The following is an 18,470-nucleotide window of genomic DNA, read 5'->3' on the forward strand; positions in this document are numbered from 1 at the left end:
AAAAAAGCCGGGTTGCATAATGCACCCGGCTTTTTTTATGCCGCCTGTTCAGCGGTTTGCTGTGCCTTCAGCCAGGCAATCTCTTCTGCCCAGATGTCCGGATTAATGGTTTCCAGCACCATCGGAATACCGTCGAAGCGGGCGTCCTGCATAATGAAGCGGAACGCATCGTGGCCAATGTTGCCTTCACCCAGGCTGTGGTGGCGGTCAACGCGGCTGCCAAAGGCGCTTTTCGCATCGTTTAAGTGCATTCCGCGCAGGTACTTAAAGCCAACAATGCGCTCGAACTCATCGAACGTGTTTTTCGTTGCCTCGGTGGTACGCAGGTCATAGCCGGCGGCAAACGCGTGGCAGGTATCAATGCACACGCCAACGCGGGATTTATCCTCCACGCCGTCGATAATCGCCGCCAGATGTTCGAACCTAAACCCGAGGTTGCTGCCCTGACCGGCGGTATTCTCAATCACCGCGGTGACGCCTTTGGTCTTGTCCAGCGTGATGTTGATGGATTCGGCAATGCGCGCCAGACAGGCATCTTCATCGATTTGCATCAGATGGCTGCCCGGATGGAAGTTCAGCAGCGTCAGCCCCAGCTGTTCGCAGCGCTGAACTTCATCAAGGAACGCCTCGCGGGATTTTTCCAGCGCCTCTTCAACCGGGTGACCGAGGTTGATCAGGTAGCTGTCGTGGGGAAGGATCTGGCCTGGCCCGTAGTGGTACTTCTCACAGGCGGCTTTGAAATCATCAATCACGTCAGCGGTGAGCGGCGCGGCGCGCCACTGGCGCTGGTTTTTGGTGAACAGGGCGAAAGCGGTCGCCTCGATTTCGGCGGCGCGAATGGCGGCATTCGCAAGGCCACCTGCAGCGCTGACGTGCGCTCCAACATATTTCATAAAAAAACTCCTGCTAACCCGAAACGCTTATGATAGCGGGTTAGCAGGAGAAGGACGAGATGGTTTATGCCATCAGGCTATGGACCGCGAGGTTAATCGCTCCGCCCCCGACAATCAGCCAGATAAAGAGAACCAGCGCCATCAGCAGCGGTTTTGCCCCGGCTTTTTTCAGCGCGCTGACGTGGGTGGTCACCCCCAGCGCCGCCATGGCCATCGCCAGCAGCACGGTATCCAGCGTCACCAGCATATCTACCACCGCTTTCGGCAGCAGGTGGAAGGAGTTACAGATAGCGACCACGATGAACAGGATCGCAAACCACGGAATGGTGATTTTGCTTTTCTCGCTGCCGCCTGCCGGTGCCAGCTGCTTAACCCGCGCCGCGAGGAAAATCAGGAACGGCGCCAGCATCATTACGCGCAGCATTTTGGCAATCACCGCCGCGTTTTCAGCTTCCGGGTTAATGGCATGTCCTGCCGCAACTACCTGGGCCACTTCGTGCATGGTTGAACCGATATAGATGCCGTAGGTTTCCGGGCTAAACCAGTGGGCCACCAGCGGATACATCGCCGGGTAGAGGAAGATCGCCAGCGTACCGAAGATCACCACCGTCGCCACCGCCACGGTCACCTTGCTGGCTTCGGCTTTAACGACGGGCTCTGTTGCCAGCACCGCTGCGGCCCCGCAGATACTGCTCCCGGCACCGATCAGCCAGCTGGTTTGCTTATCCAGGCCAAAGACTTTCTGGCCGATAAAGCAGGCCAGCAAAAAGGTGCTGGTCAGGGTCAGGACGTCGATAGCGATTCCGCTCACGCCCACGTCCGCAATCTGCGAAAAGGTGAGACGGAAGCCGTAAAGGATGATCCCGAGACGCAGCAGGTGCTGTTTGGCGAAGATCACGCCGCCGTCGCAGGATTTCCAGATATGCGGGTAAACGGTATTTCCCACGACCATGCCCAGCAAAATGGCCAGCGTCAACGCGCTAAAACCTGCGCCCGCGATGGCCGGGATGCTGCCGCCCCATAATGCTACGGCGGTCACTGCTGCGCTAAGCGCGAGGCCCGGCACGAAGTGCCACACTGTACGATGATGTTGTAAGGTGATTTCTGACATAACCTTCTCCTTTGTCTGGCTAAAGGTTACGGCGCTCTGGCTTAAAAATAAAATTGATTATATACTTATAATTAATCTATATAAGTGGTAAGCAACCATGCACATTACATTGCGTCAGCTGGAAGTGTTTGCCGAGGTGCTGAAAAGCGGCTCGACGACCCAGGCGTCACAAATGCTGGCGCTCTCGCAGTCTGCGGTCAGCGCGGCGTTGACCGATCTTGAAGGGCAGCTGGGCGTTCAGCTTTTCGACCGGGTAGGGAAGCGTCTGGTGGTCAACGAGCACGGTCGTCTTCTTTATCCACGCGCGCTGGCGCTGCTGGAGCAGGCTATCGAAATCGAACAGCTGTTCCGCGAGGACAACGGTGCGATCCGCGTCTACGCCAGCAGCACCATTGGGAACTACATTCTGCCGGAAGTGATTGCCCGCTACCGCCGGGATTTCCCGACCCTGCCGCTGGAGATGAGCGTGGGTAATAGCCAGGACGTTATCAACGCGGTGATTGATTTCCGCGTGGATATCGGCCTCATCGAAGGACCCTGCCATAACGTCGATATCATTGCCGAGCCCTGGCTGGAGGATGAGCTGGTGGTGTTTGCGTCCCCGGCTTCGTCGTTATTGCAGGGCGAGGTGACGCTGGAGCGCCTGGCGCAGGCGCAGTGGATCCTGCGCGAGCAGGGCTCCGGCACGCGTGAAATTGTCGATTATCTGCTGCTTTCCCATCTGCCGCATTTCCAGTTAGGAATGGAGCTTGGGAACTCTGAGGCCATCAAGCACGCGGTGCGTCATGGTCTGGGGATCAGCTGTCTTTCCCGGCGCGTCATTGCCGAACAGCTTGAGACGGGGTCACTGGTTGAAATCCCGGTTCCGTTGCCGAAACTGGTGCGCACGCTATGGTGCATCCATCATCGTCAGAAACACCTTTCCAGCTCTCTGCAGCGTTTTCTGCGCTACTGCGCCATTTAACGTTTCCCGGTGGCGCTTCGCTTACCGGGACTACGCGCGCCTGTCACCCCACATTTTTATGCTTTACTTATAATCCTGGCCGAGTCATGAAGCTCTCTTATAACTGAGTATTTCTGCCGGAAGGAACGCGGATCGTCTGCTACAATCGCGCCTCATTTATTAAATGGACAGCATTTTCATATGGTTTCAGAAATTAAAACCACAGAAGCGCCCACGCTACGTCGTGAACTCAAGGCGCGTCACCTGACGATGATCGCCATTGGCGGCTCAATCGGTACAGGTCTTTTCGTTGCCTCTGGCGCAACGATTTCGGCAGCAGGCCCGGGTGGGGCACTTTTCTCTTATATCCTGATTGGCCTGATGGTGTACTTCCTGATGACCAGTCTCGGCGAACTGGCCGCGTACATGCCGGTATCCGGTTCGTTCTCGACCTACGGTCAAAAATACGTTGAAGAAGGCTTCGGCTTCGCGCTGGGCTGGAACTACTGGTACAACTGGGCGGTCACTATCGCCGTTGACCTTGTCGCCGCACAGCTGGTGATGAACTGGTGGTTCCCGGATACGCCGGGCTGGATCTGGAGCGCCCTGTTCCTCGCCGTCATCTTCCTGCTGAACTACATCTCCGTGCGCGGTTTCGGCGAGGCGGAATACTGGTTCTCTTTGATCAAAGTGGCAACCGTCATCATCTTTATCGTCGTCGGTGTGGCGATGATCGTTGGTATTTTCAAAGGCGCAGAACCTGCGGGCTGGAGTAACTGGGCGATAGGCGATGCGCCGTTTGCCGGTGGCCTTTCGGCGATGATTGGCGTGGCGATGATTGTCGGCTTCTCCTTCCAGGGGACCGAGCTGATTGGTATCGCCGCCGGTGAGTCAGAGAACCCGGAGAAAAATATTCCGCGTGCGGTCCGTCAGGTCTTCTGGCGTATTCTGCTGTTCTATGTGTTCGCGATCCTGATTATCAGTCTGATCATCCCGTACACCGATCCAAGCCTGCTGCGTAATGACGTAAAAGACATTAGCGTCAGCCCGTTCACGCTGGTCTTCCAGCACGCCGGTCTGCTTTCAGCTGCGGCAGTGATGAACGCCGTTATCCTGACCGCTGTGCTTTCAGCCGGTAACTCCGGGATGTACGCGTCCACCCGTATGCTCTACACGCTGGCATGCGACGGTAAAGCACCGCGTATCTTTGCGAAGCTGTCCCGCGGTGGCGTTCCGCGTAACGCGCTCTACGCCACAACGGTGATTGCCGGTCTGTGCTTCCTGACCTCCATGTTTGGCAACCAGACGGTGTACCTGTGGCTGCTTAACACGTCCGGGATGACGGGCTTTATTGCCTGGCTGGGAATTGCTATTAGCCACTACCGTTTCCGCCGCGGCTTCGTCAAGCAGGGTCACGATGTTAACTCGCTGCCGTATCGCTCCGGCTTCTTCCCGCTGGGTCCTATTTTCGCCTTCATTCTGTGCCTGATCATTACGCTGGGACAGAACTATGAAGCGTTCCTGGCGGACACCATTGACTGGGGCGCCGTGACGGCGACCTACATTGGTATTCCACTGTTCCTCGTCATCTGGTTTGGCTACAAGCTGACGAAAGGAACAAAATTCGTTCGCTACAGTGAAATGGAATTCCCGGAACGATTTAAACAATAATCGCACTTCCTCTCTTTTAACCCGCTCATTCGAGCGGGTTTTTTTATGCCCGCATCCTGAAACAAAGATATATTTCTTAACAATTTAATTGATAATAATTATCGTTTGCTTTATCGTTATCAAAAATAAGCGTGTCACCGACCCACCGCAGACGTGGGCGGCAGGGAAGACGCTGTGAGCAATGATGATTTGATTTAGTTGTATTTACCTCATGGAGATATGGAATGTTTAGGTTGAATCCCTTCGTCAGGGGAGGACTTTGTGCGTCCGCAATGTCCCTGGCCCTGCCTGTTATCGCAGCGGAATCCGGCGACACAATGGTTGTAACGGCCTCCGCGACCGAGCAAAACCTGAAAGACGCACCGGCAAGCATCAGCGTGATTACCCAGGAAGATTTGCAGCGCAAACCCGTTCAGAATCTGAAAGATGTGTTACGGGAGGTGCCGGGCGTTCAGCTCACGAGCGAAGGGGACAACCGTAAAGGGGTAAGTATTCGTGGACTGGACAGCAGCTACACGCTGATCCTGATCGACGGCAAGCGCGTCAACTCGCGTAACGCGGTATTCCGCCATAATGATTTCGACCTCAACTGGGTGCCGGTTGACGCCATCGAACGAATCGAAGTGGTGCGCGGACCGATGTCTTCTCTGTACGGTTCCGATGCGCTGGGCGGGGTGGTGAACATTATCACCAAAAAAATCGGCCAGAAATGGACGGGCACCCTGAGCGCCGATTCCACAATTCAGGAGCACCGCGACCGTGGAGACACCTACAATGGTCAGTTCTATACCAGCGGTCCGCTGGTGGACGGCCTGCTGGGGCTGAAAGCCTACGGTAGCCTCGCGAAGCGTGAGAAAGACGGTCAGCAGAAGTCCTCTACCACGGCGAGCGGTGAAACGCCGCGCATTGAGGGCTTTACCAGCCGCGATGCGAATGTGGAGTTCGCCTGGACACCGTCTGAAAACCACGACTTTACGGCGGGCTACGGCTTCGACCGTCAGGATCGTGACTCGGATTCCCTCGACAAAAACCGCCTTGAGCGTCAGAACTACTCTCTCAGCCACAACGGCCGTTGGGGCGTCGGCAACAGCGAGCTGAAGGTTTACGGCGAAAAGGTGGATAACAAAAACCCGGGCAACAGCAATCCGATCACCTCCGAGAGCAACGCGGTGGACGGGAAATACGTGCTGCCGCTGGGTGAAATCAACCAGCTGCTGACCTTCGGCGGGGAATGGCGTCACGATAAGCTGAAAGATCCGGTCAACCTGACGGGCGGTTCCAGCAGCAGTACCTCGACAAGCCAGTATGCCCTGTTCCTTGAAGATGAGTGGCGTATCTTTGAACCTCTGGCGCTGACCACCGGCATCCGTATGGATGACCATGATACCTACGGTGACCACTGGAGCCCGCGAGCCTATCTGGTTTACAACGCGACCGATACCGTAACGGTGAAAGGGGGCTGGGCTACCGCGTTTAAAGCGCCGTCACTGTTGCAGCTTAGCCCGGACTGGGTAACCGGCTCGTGCCGCGGTGCCTGTGAGATTGTCGGTAACCCCGATCTGAAACCGGAAACCAGCGAAAGCTTTGAATTCGGTCTTTACTACAGCGGGGAAGAGGGCTGGTTAGAGGGCGTGCAGGCCAGCGTCACCACCTTCCAGAATAACGTGGATGACCGCATCAGCATCAGCCGTACGGCCAATGCGAAACAGGCCCTGGGCTACCCTAACTACGTTGGCCTGAATGCGGACGGTGAACCGATTTTCCGCTACTACAACGTTAACAAGGCGCGTATCCGCGGGGTGGAGACCGAGCTGAAGCTCCCGCTGGCGGACGACTGGAAACTGACCCTGAACTATACCTACAACGACGGCCGTGACATCAGCAACGGCGGCAACAAGCCGCTGTCCGATCTGCCGTTCCACACCGCCAACGGTACCGTAGACTGGAAGGCAACGCAGGACTGGTCGTTCTACGTTCAGGGCAACTACACCGGTGAGAAACGTGCACTGACCAGCAGTGCAGCAACGCCGGGTGGCTATGTCATCTGGAATACCGGCGCCGCGTGGCAGGCGACGAAAAGCGTGAAGCTGCGCGCGGGCGTGCAGAACCTGCTGGATAAAGATCTGAGCCGCGACGATTACAGCTATACGGAAGATGGCCGTCGCTACTTTGTTGGCGTGGATTACAAGTTCTGATGCGGCCAGGGTAAAAGCAAAACGGCAACGTAAGTTGCCGTTTTTAGTGTTTGTTCCCTCTCCCTGTGGGAGAGGGGCAGGGTGAGGGTATCAGAGCGCACACACTCGCACTTACCCAAACAAATGCTCCGCATGGAAACGGAGATGATCCTCAATAAAGGACGCGATGAAGTAATAGCTGTGGTCATACCCCGGCTGAATGCGCAGCGTCAGCGGCCAGTCCTTCTGGCGTGCCGCTTCTGCGAGCACCGCAGGCTGCAGCTGTCCGGCGAGGAACTGATCCGCATCGCCCTGATCGATAAGCATCGGGATCGCATTTGCCGAACTGCTGGCCAGCATCAGCGCACAGCTGTCCCATTCCTGCCAATTCGCTTCATCTTCCCCCAGATAGTTCGTGAAGGCTTTCTGCCCCCACGGCACCTGCGTTGGGTTCACAATTGGCGCAAATGCCGACACGCTGACGTATTTTCCCGGATTTTTTAACGCCATGATCAGCGCCCCGTGACCGCCCATGGAGTGTCCGCTGATGGCGCAGCGATCGCTTACCGCAAACCCGGACTGAATCAGCGCGGGCAGCTCGTCGCGTATGTAATCATACATGCGGTAGTGGCGCGCCCAGGGCTGCTCGGTTGCATTGAGATAAAACCCGGCTCCTTTGCCCAGGTCGTAACCTTCATCGTCGGCCACATCATCGCCACGCGGGCTGGTATCAGGCATCACCAGCGCAATACCCAGCTCGGCGGCAAGTCGCTGTGCGCCCGCTTTGGTGGTGAAGTTTTCGTCGTTGCAGGTCAGGCCCGAAAGCCAGAACAGAACCGGCGGATTTTCCGTCGGCGGCAGGAAAATGCTGAACGTCATCGCACAGTTCAGGACGGTGGAGTCATGCCGCCAGCGCTGCTGTCGACCTTCAAAACAACGGTGCTCTTCGAGCAGTTCCATGCAGGGCTCCTTAATGAGAATGCGTATTCATAAAAACCATAATACAGCCTTTTCATTGACCTGTGAGTAACTTTCACTTTCGCCAGACGGCGAGATGCTGCATCATAAATTTACTTTTCTTTAACAATTGGAGCGGTCATGGCGCTGCGTATTGCGCTCAGTGGATTTGTCGTTCTGGTGGTGGCGATGGGAATAGGGCGCTTTGCCTTTACGCCTCAGGTGCCGCTCATGATTGATGCCGGGCAGCTTACGCTGACCAGCGCGGGTCTGGTGGCGGCGATGAATTATCTGGGCTATCTGGTGGGCGCATGGGATGCCATGCGCGCGCACCGCTTTGTGGAAACGCGTCTCTGGCTTGGCATCACCGGCGCGGTTGCGCTGACGCTGCTCTCCGCGGCGGCGGATAACGCCGTCGTGCACGGCCTGCTGCGCTTCGTGATTGGCTGCATGAGCGGCTGGTCGATGGTACTCATTGCCGCCTGGACCAACGAGCGGCTGGGGCAGCTGGGTAAACCTGGCCTGAGCGCCGCCGTGTTTGCCGGACCGGGGGCGGGCATTGCCCTGAGCGGGCTGCTCGCCGTCTATATCCAGGCGAAATCCCTTTCGGCCGGGGCGGCATGGCAAATCTACGGCGTGCTGGCGCTGGTGCTGATTGCGCTGGTGGCGCGCTACCTGCCGCGATCCGGGCAGCTCCATCGCCCCGGCTCCGCGCCGGAGCCGCTGGTGCTGACGGCGGATTTAAAGCGCCTGGTCTGGAGCTACAGCCTGGCCGGGTTTGGCTATATCCTCCCGGCGACATTCCTGTCGCAAATGGCTGCGGTGCGTTTTCCCGGCAGCCTGTTTGCCCAGTTTGTCTGGCCGATTTTTGGTATCGCCGCCGTGGTGGGCATTGCGCTCAGTATTCTTTTACGCCACACCTCAACGGCTAACCGCAGGCTGGCTATCGTGCTGTGGTTACAGGGGGCTGGCGTGCTGGCGGCCTGGCTGCTGCCGGGGATTGGCGGTTTGCTGACGGGCGGGCTGCTGGTGGGCGGCGGTTTTTTGTGTGCCGTACAGCTCTCTCTTTTATACGGCCGCGAACTGGCGCCAAACCATACGCGCTATATGGCAGGCCTGCTCACCACCGGGTATGCGATTGGTCAATTGATTGGCCCGGTCACCTCGGCGTTATCAACCTGGCTTACCCACCGGCTGGAGCCCGCGCTGGGGCTGGCGGGCGTTGCGCTGTTCGTCGGCGGAGCGCTGGTCTGGAATCGTCACGCTGAAAGGCAACAGCAATTGCAATAATTATCGTCGTGAATACTGGATTATGTGCGCCGCCTCACGCACAATGAGCGCATACTTTTGCCACAACGAGGGCAAAAGACGCCACACCTGCAGGAGAACAAAATGTCATCACTCAGTAAAGAAGCTGCCCTGGTCCACGAAGCCCTGGTTGCGCGCGGTCTTGAAACGCCACTGCGCCCGCCCGTCCAGGATTTGGACAATGAAACCCGCAAGCGTCTGATTGCCGGTCATATGACCGAGATCATGGAGCTGCTGAATCTCGATCTGAGTGACGACAGTCTGATGGAGACGCCGCACCGCATCGCGAAAATGTACGTCGACGAAATTTTCTCCGGGCTGGATTACGCCAATTTCCCGAAAATCACCGTCATTGAAAACAAGATGAAAGTGGACGAGATGGTGACGGTACGCGATATCACGCTGACCAGCACCTGCGAACACCACTTCGTGACCATCGACGGTAAAGCGACCGTGGCGTATATCCCAAAAGATACGGTGATTGGCCTGTCGAAAATCAACCGCATCGTGCAGTTCTTTGCTCAGCGTCCGCAGGTGCAGGAGCGTCTGACTCAGCAGATCCTGACCGCGCTGCAAACGCTGCTGGGCACCAATAACGTGGCCGTCTCTATCGACGCGGTTCACTACTGCGTGAAGGCGCGCGGCGTGCGTGATGCGACCAGTGCAACGACCACCACGTCGCTGGGCGGCCTGTTTAAATCGAGCCAGAATACCCGCCAGGAGTTCCTGCGCGCCGTACGTCACCACAACTAAGTCTTACAGGGCAGGAACCATGGAGCGAAACGTCACGCTCGATTTTGTTCGCGGCGTCGCCATTCTCGGTATCCTGCTGCTTAATATCAGCGCCTTCGGCCTGCCGAAGGCGGCTTATCTCAATCCTGCCTGGTATGGCGACATCACGCGCAGTGATGCCTGGACCTGGGCTGTCCTCGATCTCTTCGCACAGGTTAAATTCCTCACGCTGTTTGCCCTGCTGTTTGGTGCAGGTCTGCAACTCCTCCTCAAACGCGGTACGCGCTGGATCCAGTCGCGCCTGACGCTGCTGGTTCTCCTCGGCTTTATCCACGGCCTGTTCTTCTGGGACGGCGATATTCTTCTCGCGTATGGGTTAGTCGGGCTCATCTGCTGGCGTCTGATTCGCGATGCGCACAGCGTAAAAAGCCTGTTTAACACCGGCGTGATGCTCTATGTCATGGGGCTTGCTGTATTGCTGCTGCTGGGGATGATCTCCGGCGAGGCGACGAACCGTTCCTGGATACCGGATGCCGCTAACCTGCAGTACGAACAGTACTGGAAGCTGAAGGGCGGTACGGAAGCGATAAGCAACCGCGCGGATATGCTGGGGGATAACCTCCTTGCGCTGGGCGCGCAATACGGCTGGCAGCTGGCGGGCATGATGCTGATGGGCGCGTCACTGATGCGCACCGGCTGGCTGAAAGGGGAGTTCAGCCTGCGTCACTATCGGCGAACGGGTGTCGGGCTGGTGCTGATCGGCGTGCTGATTAACCTCCCGGCGATAATCACGCAGTGGCATATCCACTGGGATTACCGCTGGTGCGCGTTCCTGCTCCAGGTGCCGCGCGAACTGAGCGCGCCGTTCCAGACCATCGGCTACGCGGCGCTGATCTATGGCTACTGGCCAACGCTTTCCCGCCTGTGGATCGTCAGCGCTATCGCCTGCGTGGGCCGCATGGCGTTGAGCAATTACCTGCTACAAACGCTGATATGCACCGCGCTTTTCTATCGCTTTGGCCTGTTTATGAAATTCGACCGCCTCACGCTGCTGGCGTTTGTTATTCCGGTCTGGGTGATTAACCTGGCGTTTTCTGTTCTCTGGCTACGCTATTTCCGCCAGGGACCGCTGGAGTGGGTGTGGCGTCAGTTAACCGCACATGCTTCAGGGGTATCATTGAGGAACACATCCAGATAACGATCTGGATCACAATCATTAACAAAACGGATGTAAGCGTTTTCATGAGTGTGAGCTTCTTCACGTAGTCCCCTTTCTCTCGCTGCCAAAATAGCCACCTTGCTAAACACAGGGGGTGTCTGTGAGTTGCTGCAATCCTTTGAAGGATGGTGAATATGATCACCATTCGTGACGTCGCCCGTCAGGCGGGCGTTTCTGTGGCTACCGTCTCACGCGTGCTGAACAATAGCGCGCTGGTCAGCCCTGAAACCCGTGAAACCGTAATGAAAGCCGTGACCCAGCTCGGGTACCGGCCAAATGCCAATGCCCAGGCGCTTGCGACGCAGGTCAGCGACACCATCGGCGTGGTGGTGATGGATGTATCGGATGCCTTTTTCGGCGCGCTGGTCAAAGCGGTCGACGTGGTCGCCCAGCAGCATCAGAAATATGTCCTGATCGGCAATAGCTATCATGAGGCGGAAAAGGAGCGCCATGCCATCGAAGTGCTGATCCGCCAGCGCTGTAACGCCTTGATTGTCCATTCAAAAGCCTTGAGCGATGAAGAGCTAACCGGCTTTATGGATCAGATCCCGGGCATGGTGCTGATCAACCGCATCGTCCCCGGCTATGCCCATCGCTGCGTCGGGCTGGATAACGTCAGCGGCGCCATGATGGCGACGAAAATGCTCATCAACAACGGGCATCAGCGGATCGGCTATCTGGCCTCCAGCCATCATATTGAAGATGACGACCTGCGGCGCGAGGGGTGGCAAAACGCCCTGAAAGAGCACGGCATTACGCCGTCAGAAAGCTGGACAGGCACCGGTACGCCGGACATGCAGGGCGGTGAGGCGGCGATGGTGGAGCTGCTGGGCCGCAACCTGCAGCTTACTGCGGTGTTTGCCTATAACGACAGCATGGCGGCAGGCGCCCTGACGGCGCTGAAGGATAACGGCATTGCGGTGCCACAGCATTTATCACTCATTGGTTTTGATGATATTCCGATTGCCCGTTACACCGACCCGCAGCTGACAACGGTGCGTTACCCCATTGCTTCTATGGCGAAACTGGCGACTGAGCTGGCGTTACAGGGGGCTGCAGGGCTGCTGGATCCGGGCGCAACGCACTGTTTCATGCCGACTTTAGTGCGTCGGCATTCCGTCGCGGCACGGCAAATTGTGGTTCCGATCACTAACTGATTACGTGAGGTGATGTAACCGTTTTCAATCTGTGAGTAAATTCACAGTATCTTAACAAGGCGCTGACTATGATGTCAGCGTTTTAGGGGCTGAAACGCTATGTAACGGTGATTATTCACTTTCACTATAGCCAACGTGCCGCAAACAACGAATAAAACGCATTTCTGGAGCGTTACCGAACACGGAAGATAGAAATTTTATAAGTGAACTTCGGCTGTCAGTAACGTTTTATTAACACCTGCCCGCCGATCGTTATTCACAAGAACTACCCTGCATAAAAAAAACCGGAGATACCATGAATAAGAAGGTGTTGACCCTGTCTGCCGTAATGGCAAGCATGCTTTTTGGTGCAGCAGCGCACGCTGCGGATACCCGTATTGGTGTGACCATCTATAAATACGACGACAACTTCATGTCTGTTGTACGTAAAGCGATTGAGAAAGATGCGAAAGCAGCGCCAGACGTTCAGCTGCTGATGAACGACTCCCAGAACGACCAGTCCAAACAGAACGACCAGATCGACGTTCTGCTGGCGAAAGGCGTGAAAGCCCTGGCCATCAACCTGGTTGACCCGGCTGCAGCAGGCACGGTTATTGAAAAAGCGCGCGGCCAGAACGTGCCAATCGTCTTCTTCAACAAAGAACCTTCCCGTAAAGCGCTGGATAGCTACGACAAAGCGTATTACGTCGGTACCGACTCCAAAGAGTCCGGTATTATTCAGGGCGATCTGATTGCAAAACACTGGGCGGCGAACCCGAACTGGGACCTGAACAAAGACGGTCAGATTCAGTTCGTGCTGCTGAAAGGCGAACCCGGCCACCCGGATGCTGAAGCCCGTACCACCTACGTTATCAAAGAGCTGAACGACAAGGGTCTGAAAACCCAGCAGCTGGCGTTAGATACCGCGATGTGGGATACCGCTCAGGCGAAAGATAAGATGGACGCGTGGCTGTCCGGCCCTAACGCAAACAAAATCGAAGTGGTTATCGCGAACAACGATGCGATGGCAATGGGTGCGGTAGAAGCGCTGAAAGCACACAACAAATCCTCCATTCCTGTGTTCGGCGTAGATGCACTGCCAGAAGCACTGGCGCTGGTTAAATCTGGTGCAATGGCCGGTACCGTTCTGAACGATGCCAACAACCAGGCGAAAGCGACCTTCGATCTGGCGAAAAACCTGGCCGACGGTAAAGGTGCGGCTGATGGCACCAACTGGAAAATTGAAAACAAAATCGTTCGCGTACCTTACGTGGGCGTAGACCAGTCCAACCTGGCTGAGTTCATCGGTAAATAAGTTAGTTGTTATGTCTCCACTGGGCGCAATTCGTTGCGCCCATTTATAACGCGATATGCGAGGCCAACAAGGTATAATTATGGTCAGCACAAATACTCAGTCATCCGGTGAATACCTGTTGGAAATGAGCGGTATCAACAAGTCCTTTCCCGGTGTTAAGGCACTCGATAATGTTAATTTAAAAGTGCGTCCTCACTCTATTCACGCCTTAATGGGTGAGAACGGTGCGGGTAAATCAACATTATTAAAATGTCTTTTTGGGATCTATCAAAAAGATTCTGGCAGCATTCTTTTTCAGGGGAAAGAGATCGATTTCCATTCAGCGAAAGAAGCACTGGAAAACGGTATCTCGATGGTTCACCAGGAATTAAACCTGGTGCTACAGCGTTCAGTCATGGATAACATGTGGTTGGGGCGTTATCCAACCAAGGGTGTCTTTGTCGACCAGGACAAAATGTATCGCGACACCAAAGCGATTTTCGATGAGCTGGATATTGATATCGATCCGCGCGCCCGCGTGGGAACATTATCCGTCTCCCAGATGCAGATGATCGAAATCGCCAAAGCGTTCTCCTATGATGCGAAAATCGTCATCATGGACGAACCGACATCGTCATTAACGGAAAAAGAGGTTAATCACCTTTTTACCATTATTCGTAAGCTAAAAGATCGCGGCTGCGGCATTGTGTATATCTCCCACAAAATGGAAGAGATCTTCCAGCTGTGCGATGAGATCACCATCCTGCGCGACGGTCAGTGGATTGCCACGCAGCCGCTGGAAGGGCTGGACATGGACAAGATCATCGCTATGATGGTGGGCCGTTCCCTGAACCAGCGCTTCCCGGACAAAGAAAACAAGCCGGGCGAAGTGATCCTGGAAGTGCGCAATCTGACCTCGTTACGCCAGCCGTCCATCCGCGATGTCTCCTTCGACCTGCACAAGGGGGAAATCCTGGGGATTGCCGGTCTGGTCGGGGCAAAACGCACCGACATCGTGGAAACCCTGTTCGGTATCCGTGAGAAAGCCGAAGGCACTATTACGCTGCACGGTAAGAAAATTAACAACCACAACGCCAACGAAGCCATTAATAATGGTTTTGCGCTGGTGACGGAAGAGCGTCGTTCGACCGGGATTTATGCCTATCTGGATATTAACTTTAACTCGTTAATTTCTAACATTCGCAATTACAAAAACAAAGTCGGGCTGCTGGATAACTCCCGCATGAAGAGCGATACCCAATGGGTTATTGACTCCATGCGCGTGAAAACGCCAGGACACCGCACCCAAATTGGTTCGCTGTCAGGCGGTAACCAGCAGAAAGTCATTATCGGACGTTGGTTATTAACCCAGCCAGAAATTCTGATGCTGGATGAACCGACCCGCGGTATTGACGTCGGCGCGAAGTTTGAAATTTATCAGCTGATTGCCGAGCTGGCGAAAAAGAATAAAGGGATCATTATTATTTCTTCCGAAATGCCGGAATTGTTAGGGATCACGGATCGTATTCTGGTTATGAGCAATGGTCTCGTTGCCGGTATTGTTGACACCAAAACGACAACGCAAAACGAAATTTTGCGTCTTGCGTCTTTGCACCTTTAAGATCAGGGGCTCCTCATGAGTGCGTTAAATAAAAAAAGTTTTCTCACTTACCTGAAAGAAGGCGGTATTTACGTTGTTCTTTTAGTACTGCTGGCTATCATCATTTTCCAGGACCCTACGTTCTTAAGCCTGCTGAACCTGAGTAACATTCTGACCCAGTCCTCCGTGCGTATTATCATTGCGCTGGGCGTGGCGGGCCTGATCGTGACCCAGGGGACGGACCTTTCTGCCGGTCGTCAGGTGGGGCTGGCGGCGGTTATCGCGGCAACCCTGCTGCAGTCGATGGAAAACGCCAACAAGGTCTTCCCGGAAATGGCTACCATGCCGATTTTCGTGGTGATCCTGATTGTCTGCGCCATCGGTGCGGTGATTGGTCTGATCAACGGTATCATTATCGCCTACCTGAACGTGACGCCGTTTATCACCACGCTGGGTACGATGATCATCGTTTACGGTATCAACTCCCTGTACTACGACTTTGTCGGTGCTTCACCTATCTCGGGCTTTGACAGCGGCTTCTCGACCTTTACGCAAGGGTTTATCGCGCTGGGCAGCTTCCGCCTGTCGTATATCACCTTCTATGCGCTGATCGCGGTGGCCTTCGTCTGGATCCTGTGGAACAAAACGCGCTTTGGTAAAAACATCTTCGCAATCGGCGGTAATCCGGAAGCGGCGAAAGTGTCCGGCGTAAACGTTGCCCTGAACCTGCTCTTCATCTACGCGCTGTCCGGCGTGTTCTACGCCTTTGGCGGGATGCTGGAAGCGGGCCGTATCGGCTCTGCAACCAACAACCTTGGCTTCATGTACGAGCTGGATGCGATCGCAGCCTGCGTGGTGGGCGGCGTCTCCTTCAGCGGCGGCGTGGGTACGGTACTGGGCGTGGTGACCGGTGTGATCATCTTCACCGTCATCAACTACGGCTTGACCTATATCGGCGTGAACCCGTACTGGCAGTACATCATCAAAGGCGCCATCATTATCTTCGCGGTTGCGCTGGATTCACTCAAGTACGCGCGTAAGAAGTAATTCCTCCTCGCGTTATCCGGCCCGCTCATCGAGCGGGCTTTTTTTATGCCCTACGCCAGATGCGACTCCTCTCGGGTCACAATGCGCTCAAACCAGTCGAGTTCAGAGAGCTTGCAGGCGACCCACTGCTCGGAAAAGGCGTCGCCCAGGCTGTCGGTGAGGTATTGACAGCGGGCAAAGGTCTCAATCGCCTCCTGCTGAAACAGCGGCAGCTTGGGACGATCGTGCTGCGGTTCCGGCAAATCCTCGTCGTCGGTGTTTTCCAGCCCGTACAGCATGCCGGTCAAGATAGTGGCTGCCACCAGATAGGGATTGGCATCGGCCCCGGCCAGCCGGTACTCGATACGACGGTTGTGGTCATCCGAGCAGGGAATACGCAGGGCGGCGGAGCGGGTGTTATAGCCCCAGGAGTTAAATACGGGCTCCGTCAGGTTTTTACGCAGGCGACGAAACGCGTTAACGCCCGGCGCAAGAATGGCGACGGAGGCGGGCATCAGCGCCAGCTGCCCCGCGATGCACAAACGCATCATGCTGTTAAGCGCGTTCACCGGGGAAGCAAAGACGTTTTCGCCGTGACGATTGTTCAGGCTGAAATGGAAGTGCAGGCCGCTGCCGGACAGCTGGCTGAAAGGTTTAGCCATAAAGTTGGCCTGCAGGCCGTGCTTTTCGGCAACGTGACGGGTCAGGCGACGAAGCGCCAGCACGTTATCGCAGACCTCAACGACGCGATGGCTGTGCTTCAGGTTTAATTCGTACTGACCGGACTCGGCTTCCGCCACGATCCCGGACAGCGGGATGCGCTGCAGGTACGCCAGCTGTTCCAGCTCGTCAAACAGTGCCGCATGGGCCGTCGTAGTATCCATGTGAAAACAGCCCTGATTTTGCGGATCCCGATCGTCATGTCCCGTCAGATAGAACTCGATTTCCGGGGCAATCACCGGGAAGAGGCCGTGCTGGTGGAAGCGGGCCAGCACGTTCTGCAGTATCACGCGCGGCTCAAGCGGGCAGGGGATATCGTCGCTGTCTTTCATCGTCAGCAGGATCTGCGCGTTGTGCTGCGGATCCTGCGGGCAGGGGCGCAGGGAACCGGCGACGGGGAGGCAGAGTCGGTCCGGTTCATCATGAAGCGGGGCGGCGATTTTTCCTTTCTGATCCATCGAGTAAACCGAAAGGGGAAAATAACAGCCTTTTTCCAGGCTCAGCATGCTCTCCACCGACAGACGCTTGCCGCGCATCGTGCCGTTGATATCGTTCAGGTAAACGTCTACATGTTTCGTCTGCGGGTAACGTTCCAGATAATCTGCCACTTCCACTGAAATGTTGTGCTGCAGGGCGTCAATTTTTTCATCAAGCCAGAGACCGGAATTGAGTGCGCCAGGAAGTGATAAACCGGGAAAGTTAAAATACGGACGGAGACTTTTGAGGAAAAACGCATTCATTATTGAGTTCATAGTCATTCTTCAATGAAGCCGTAGCGGCAGTGAACTCAGCTTAAAAGAGCCGACGTAAAGGGGGGATAAAAAGCGTCAGGCCCGGCGTAAAGAAAGTATAAAGGCGGCCCTGTTATTTCTCTTTTTTCTGCATATCAAGCAGCTGCTCGGGCGTGACGGCCGGGTAACCCTGCGCGTCTTCCGGCACTTCGTGCATCGCCGGAATCGGCACCAGCGGGCCTAAAAAGCGCGGTTCGCGTTTGAAGATATACAGATCGGCCAGGGCGCCAAAACGCGCGCCGAACTCACGGACGCGCACGCTCAGCATGTCTTTTGGCGACGGCACCGCGTAACACTGCGCCTGAATGCCCATATGCAGCGCGATAAACAGCGCGCGTTCGCAGTGGAAGCGCTGGGTGATGATGATGAAGTCGTTGGTGTCGAAGACTTTACGCGTGCGCACGATGGAGTCCAGGGTGCGGAATCCGGCGTAGTCGAGCACGATATCGGCAGGGTCCACGCCCGCGGCAATCAGGTCCTTACGCATCGTCACCGGTTCATTGTAGCTTTGCAGCGCGTTATCGCCGCTCAGCAGCAGGTAGTTCACCTTGCCGCTGTTGTAGGCGTTCAGCGCGCCCTGAATGCGGTAACGGTAATACTGGTTGATCACGCCGGTGCGGTAATACTTGGCGGTGCCGAGCACCACGCCAACCTGACGATAGGGCAGGTCCTGCAGGTCATCAAAGATGTAGGGGGCGGTTTTCCAGCTCATCCAGCGGTCGAGACCCAGCACGATCAACAGCAGTATGCCGACCAGGACAGACAGGCTGTAAAAAACGCGCTTTAACATGGAGATGGCTCGTTCGTGGATGAAATTTAACTCAGGCTACTTTACCCGCCTGGTTAGCGCAAGAAACAGCGACTCAACTGAGGGGTTTTTCAGCAAACTGGCGGG

Annotated in this window: 15 protein-coding genes; 10 read left to right on the forward strand and 5 right to left on the reverse strand. The window is 55.8% G+C overall.

All coding sequences use genetic code 11. The annotated features are described in order from the left end of the window. Positions 1-35: 35 nt before the first annotated feature. Together nfo and ACZ6J2_RS06920 are read right to left on the reverse strand one after the other, a co-directional pair. Positions 36-893 (reverse strand): deoxyribonuclease IV, encoded by an 858-nt coding sequence (gene nfo, locus ACZ6J2_RS06915; protein ID WP_045354228.1) that lies wholly within the window; start codon positions 891-893, stop codon positions 36-38. Between the two features lie 64 nt (positions 894-957). Next, a complete protein-coding gene (locus tag ACZ6J2_RS06920; protein ID WP_471725252.1) occupies positions 958-2,004 on the reverse strand; it encodes a YeiH family protein in 1,047 nt (348 codons plus the stop codon). A gap of 97 nt (positions 2,005-2,101) precedes the next feature. On the opposite strand from ACZ6J2_RS06920, the gene yieE reads away from it, so the two are divergent. The 3 genes from yieE to cirA all read left to right on the forward strand — a co-directional run bounded on the left by yieE (position 2,102) and on the right by cirA (position 6,813). Then, positions 2,102-2,968: a DNA-binding transcriptional regulator YeiE gene (yieE, locus tag ACZ6J2_RS06925; RefSeq protein ID WP_023312476.1), complete on the forward strand. Its 867-nt coding sequence runs from the start codon at positions 2,102-2,104 to the stop codon at positions 2,966-2,968. Positions 2,969-3,148: 180 nt separating this feature from the next. Beyond that, positions 3,149-4,618, forward strand: a complete 1,470-nt coding sequence (locus ACZ6J2_RS06930) for an amino acid permease (protein ID WP_023312475.1) — start codon at positions 3,149-3,151, stop codon at positions 4,616-4,618. A 224-nt stretch (positions 4,619-4,842) separates the two neighbouring features. Next, a complete protein-coding gene (gene cirA / locus ACZ6J2_RS06935; RefSeq protein ID WP_471725253.1) occupies positions 4,843-6,813 on the forward strand; it encodes a catecholate siderophore receptor CirA in 1,971 nt (656 codons plus the stop codon). Positions 6,814-6,924: 111 nt separating this feature from the next. On the opposite strand, the gene fghA is transcribed toward cirA, so the two are convergent. Beyond that, positions 6,925-7,752 (reverse strand): S-formylglutathione hydrolase, encoded by an 828-nt coding sequence (gene fghA, locus ACZ6J2_RS06940; RefSeq protein ID WP_471725254.1) that lies wholly within the window; start codon positions 7,750-7,752, stop codon positions 6,925-6,927. A gap of 138 nt (positions 7,753-7,890) precedes the next feature. Here fghA and ACZ6J2_RS06945 point away from each other — a divergent pair, with 138 nt between their 5' ends. From ACZ6J2_RS06945 to mglC, 7 genes are all read left to right on the forward strand, one after another. Then, positions 7,891-9,039 carry a YbfB/YjiJ family MFS transporter gene (locus ACZ6J2_RS06945; RefSeq protein ID WP_471725255.1) on the forward strand — a complete coding sequence of 383 codons (1,149 nt, stop codon included), beginning with the start codon at positions 7,891-7,893 and terminating at the stop codon, positions 9,037-9,039. A 102-nt stretch (positions 9,040-9,141) separates the two neighbouring features. Then, a complete protein-coding gene (folE, locus tag ACZ6J2_RS06950) occupies positions 9,142-9,810 on the forward strand; it encodes a GTP cyclohydrolase I FolE (RefSeq protein ID WP_023312471.1) in 669 nt (222 codons plus the stop codon). A 19-nt stretch (positions 9,811-9,829) separates the two neighbouring features. Continuing rightward, positions 9,830-10,987, forward strand: a complete 1,158-nt coding sequence (yeiB, locus tag ACZ6J2_RS06955; protein WP_471725256.1) for a DUF418 domain-containing protein YeiB — start codon at positions 9,830-9,832, stop codon at positions 10,985-10,987. 155 nt (positions 10,988-11,142) lie between these two features. Next, on the forward strand, positions 11,143-12,165 hold the full coding sequence (galS, locus tag ACZ6J2_RS06960) for an HTH-type transcriptional regulator GalS (RefSeq protein WP_029740403.1): 1,023 nt from the start codon (positions 11,143-11,145) through the stop codon (positions 12,163-12,165). 295 nt (positions 12,166-12,460) lie between these two features. After that, on the forward strand, positions 12,461-13,459 hold the full coding sequence (gene mglB / locus ACZ6J2_RS06965; RefSeq protein ID WP_024908164.1) for a galactose/glucose ABC transporter substrate-binding protein MglB: 999 nt from the start codon (positions 12,461-12,463) through the stop codon (positions 13,457-13,459). A gap of 79 nt (positions 13,460-13,538) precedes the next feature. Beyond that, complete coding sequence (gene mglA, locus ACZ6J2_RS06970) at positions 13,539-15,059, forward strand: galactose/methyl galactoside ABC transporter ATP-binding protein MglA (protein ID WP_023312467.1); 1,521 nt, start codon at positions 13,539-13,541, stop codon at positions 15,057-15,059. 15 nt (positions 15,060-15,074) lie between these two features. Then, positions 15,075-16,085 carry a galactose/methyl galactoside ABC transporter permease MglC gene (mglC, locus tag ACZ6J2_RS06975; RefSeq protein WP_029740401.1) on the forward strand — a complete coding sequence of 337 codons (1,011 nt, stop codon included), beginning with the start codon at positions 15,075-15,077 and terminating at the stop codon, positions 16,083-16,085. A 50-nt stretch (positions 16,086-16,135) separates the two neighbouring features. Here the strand turns inward: mglC and ACZ6J2_RS06980 are convergent, their stop codons facing one another. Beyond that, positions 16,136-17,524, reverse strand: coding sequence for a glutamine synthetase family protein (locus ACZ6J2_RS06980; RefSeq protein ID WP_471725361.1), 1,389 nt, complete (start codon positions 17,522-17,524; stop codon positions 16,136-16,138). 124 nt (positions 17,525-17,648) lie between these two features. Beyond that, on the reverse strand, positions 17,649-18,365 hold the full coding sequence (sanA, locus tag ACZ6J2_RS06985) for an outer membrane permeability protein SanA (protein ID WP_008500918.1): 717 nt from the start codon (positions 18,363-18,365) through the stop codon (positions 17,649-17,651). Between the last annotated feature and the right edge of the window lie 105 nt (positions 18,366-18,470).

This window comes from Enterobacter sp. E14S (genome assembly GCF_055666685.1).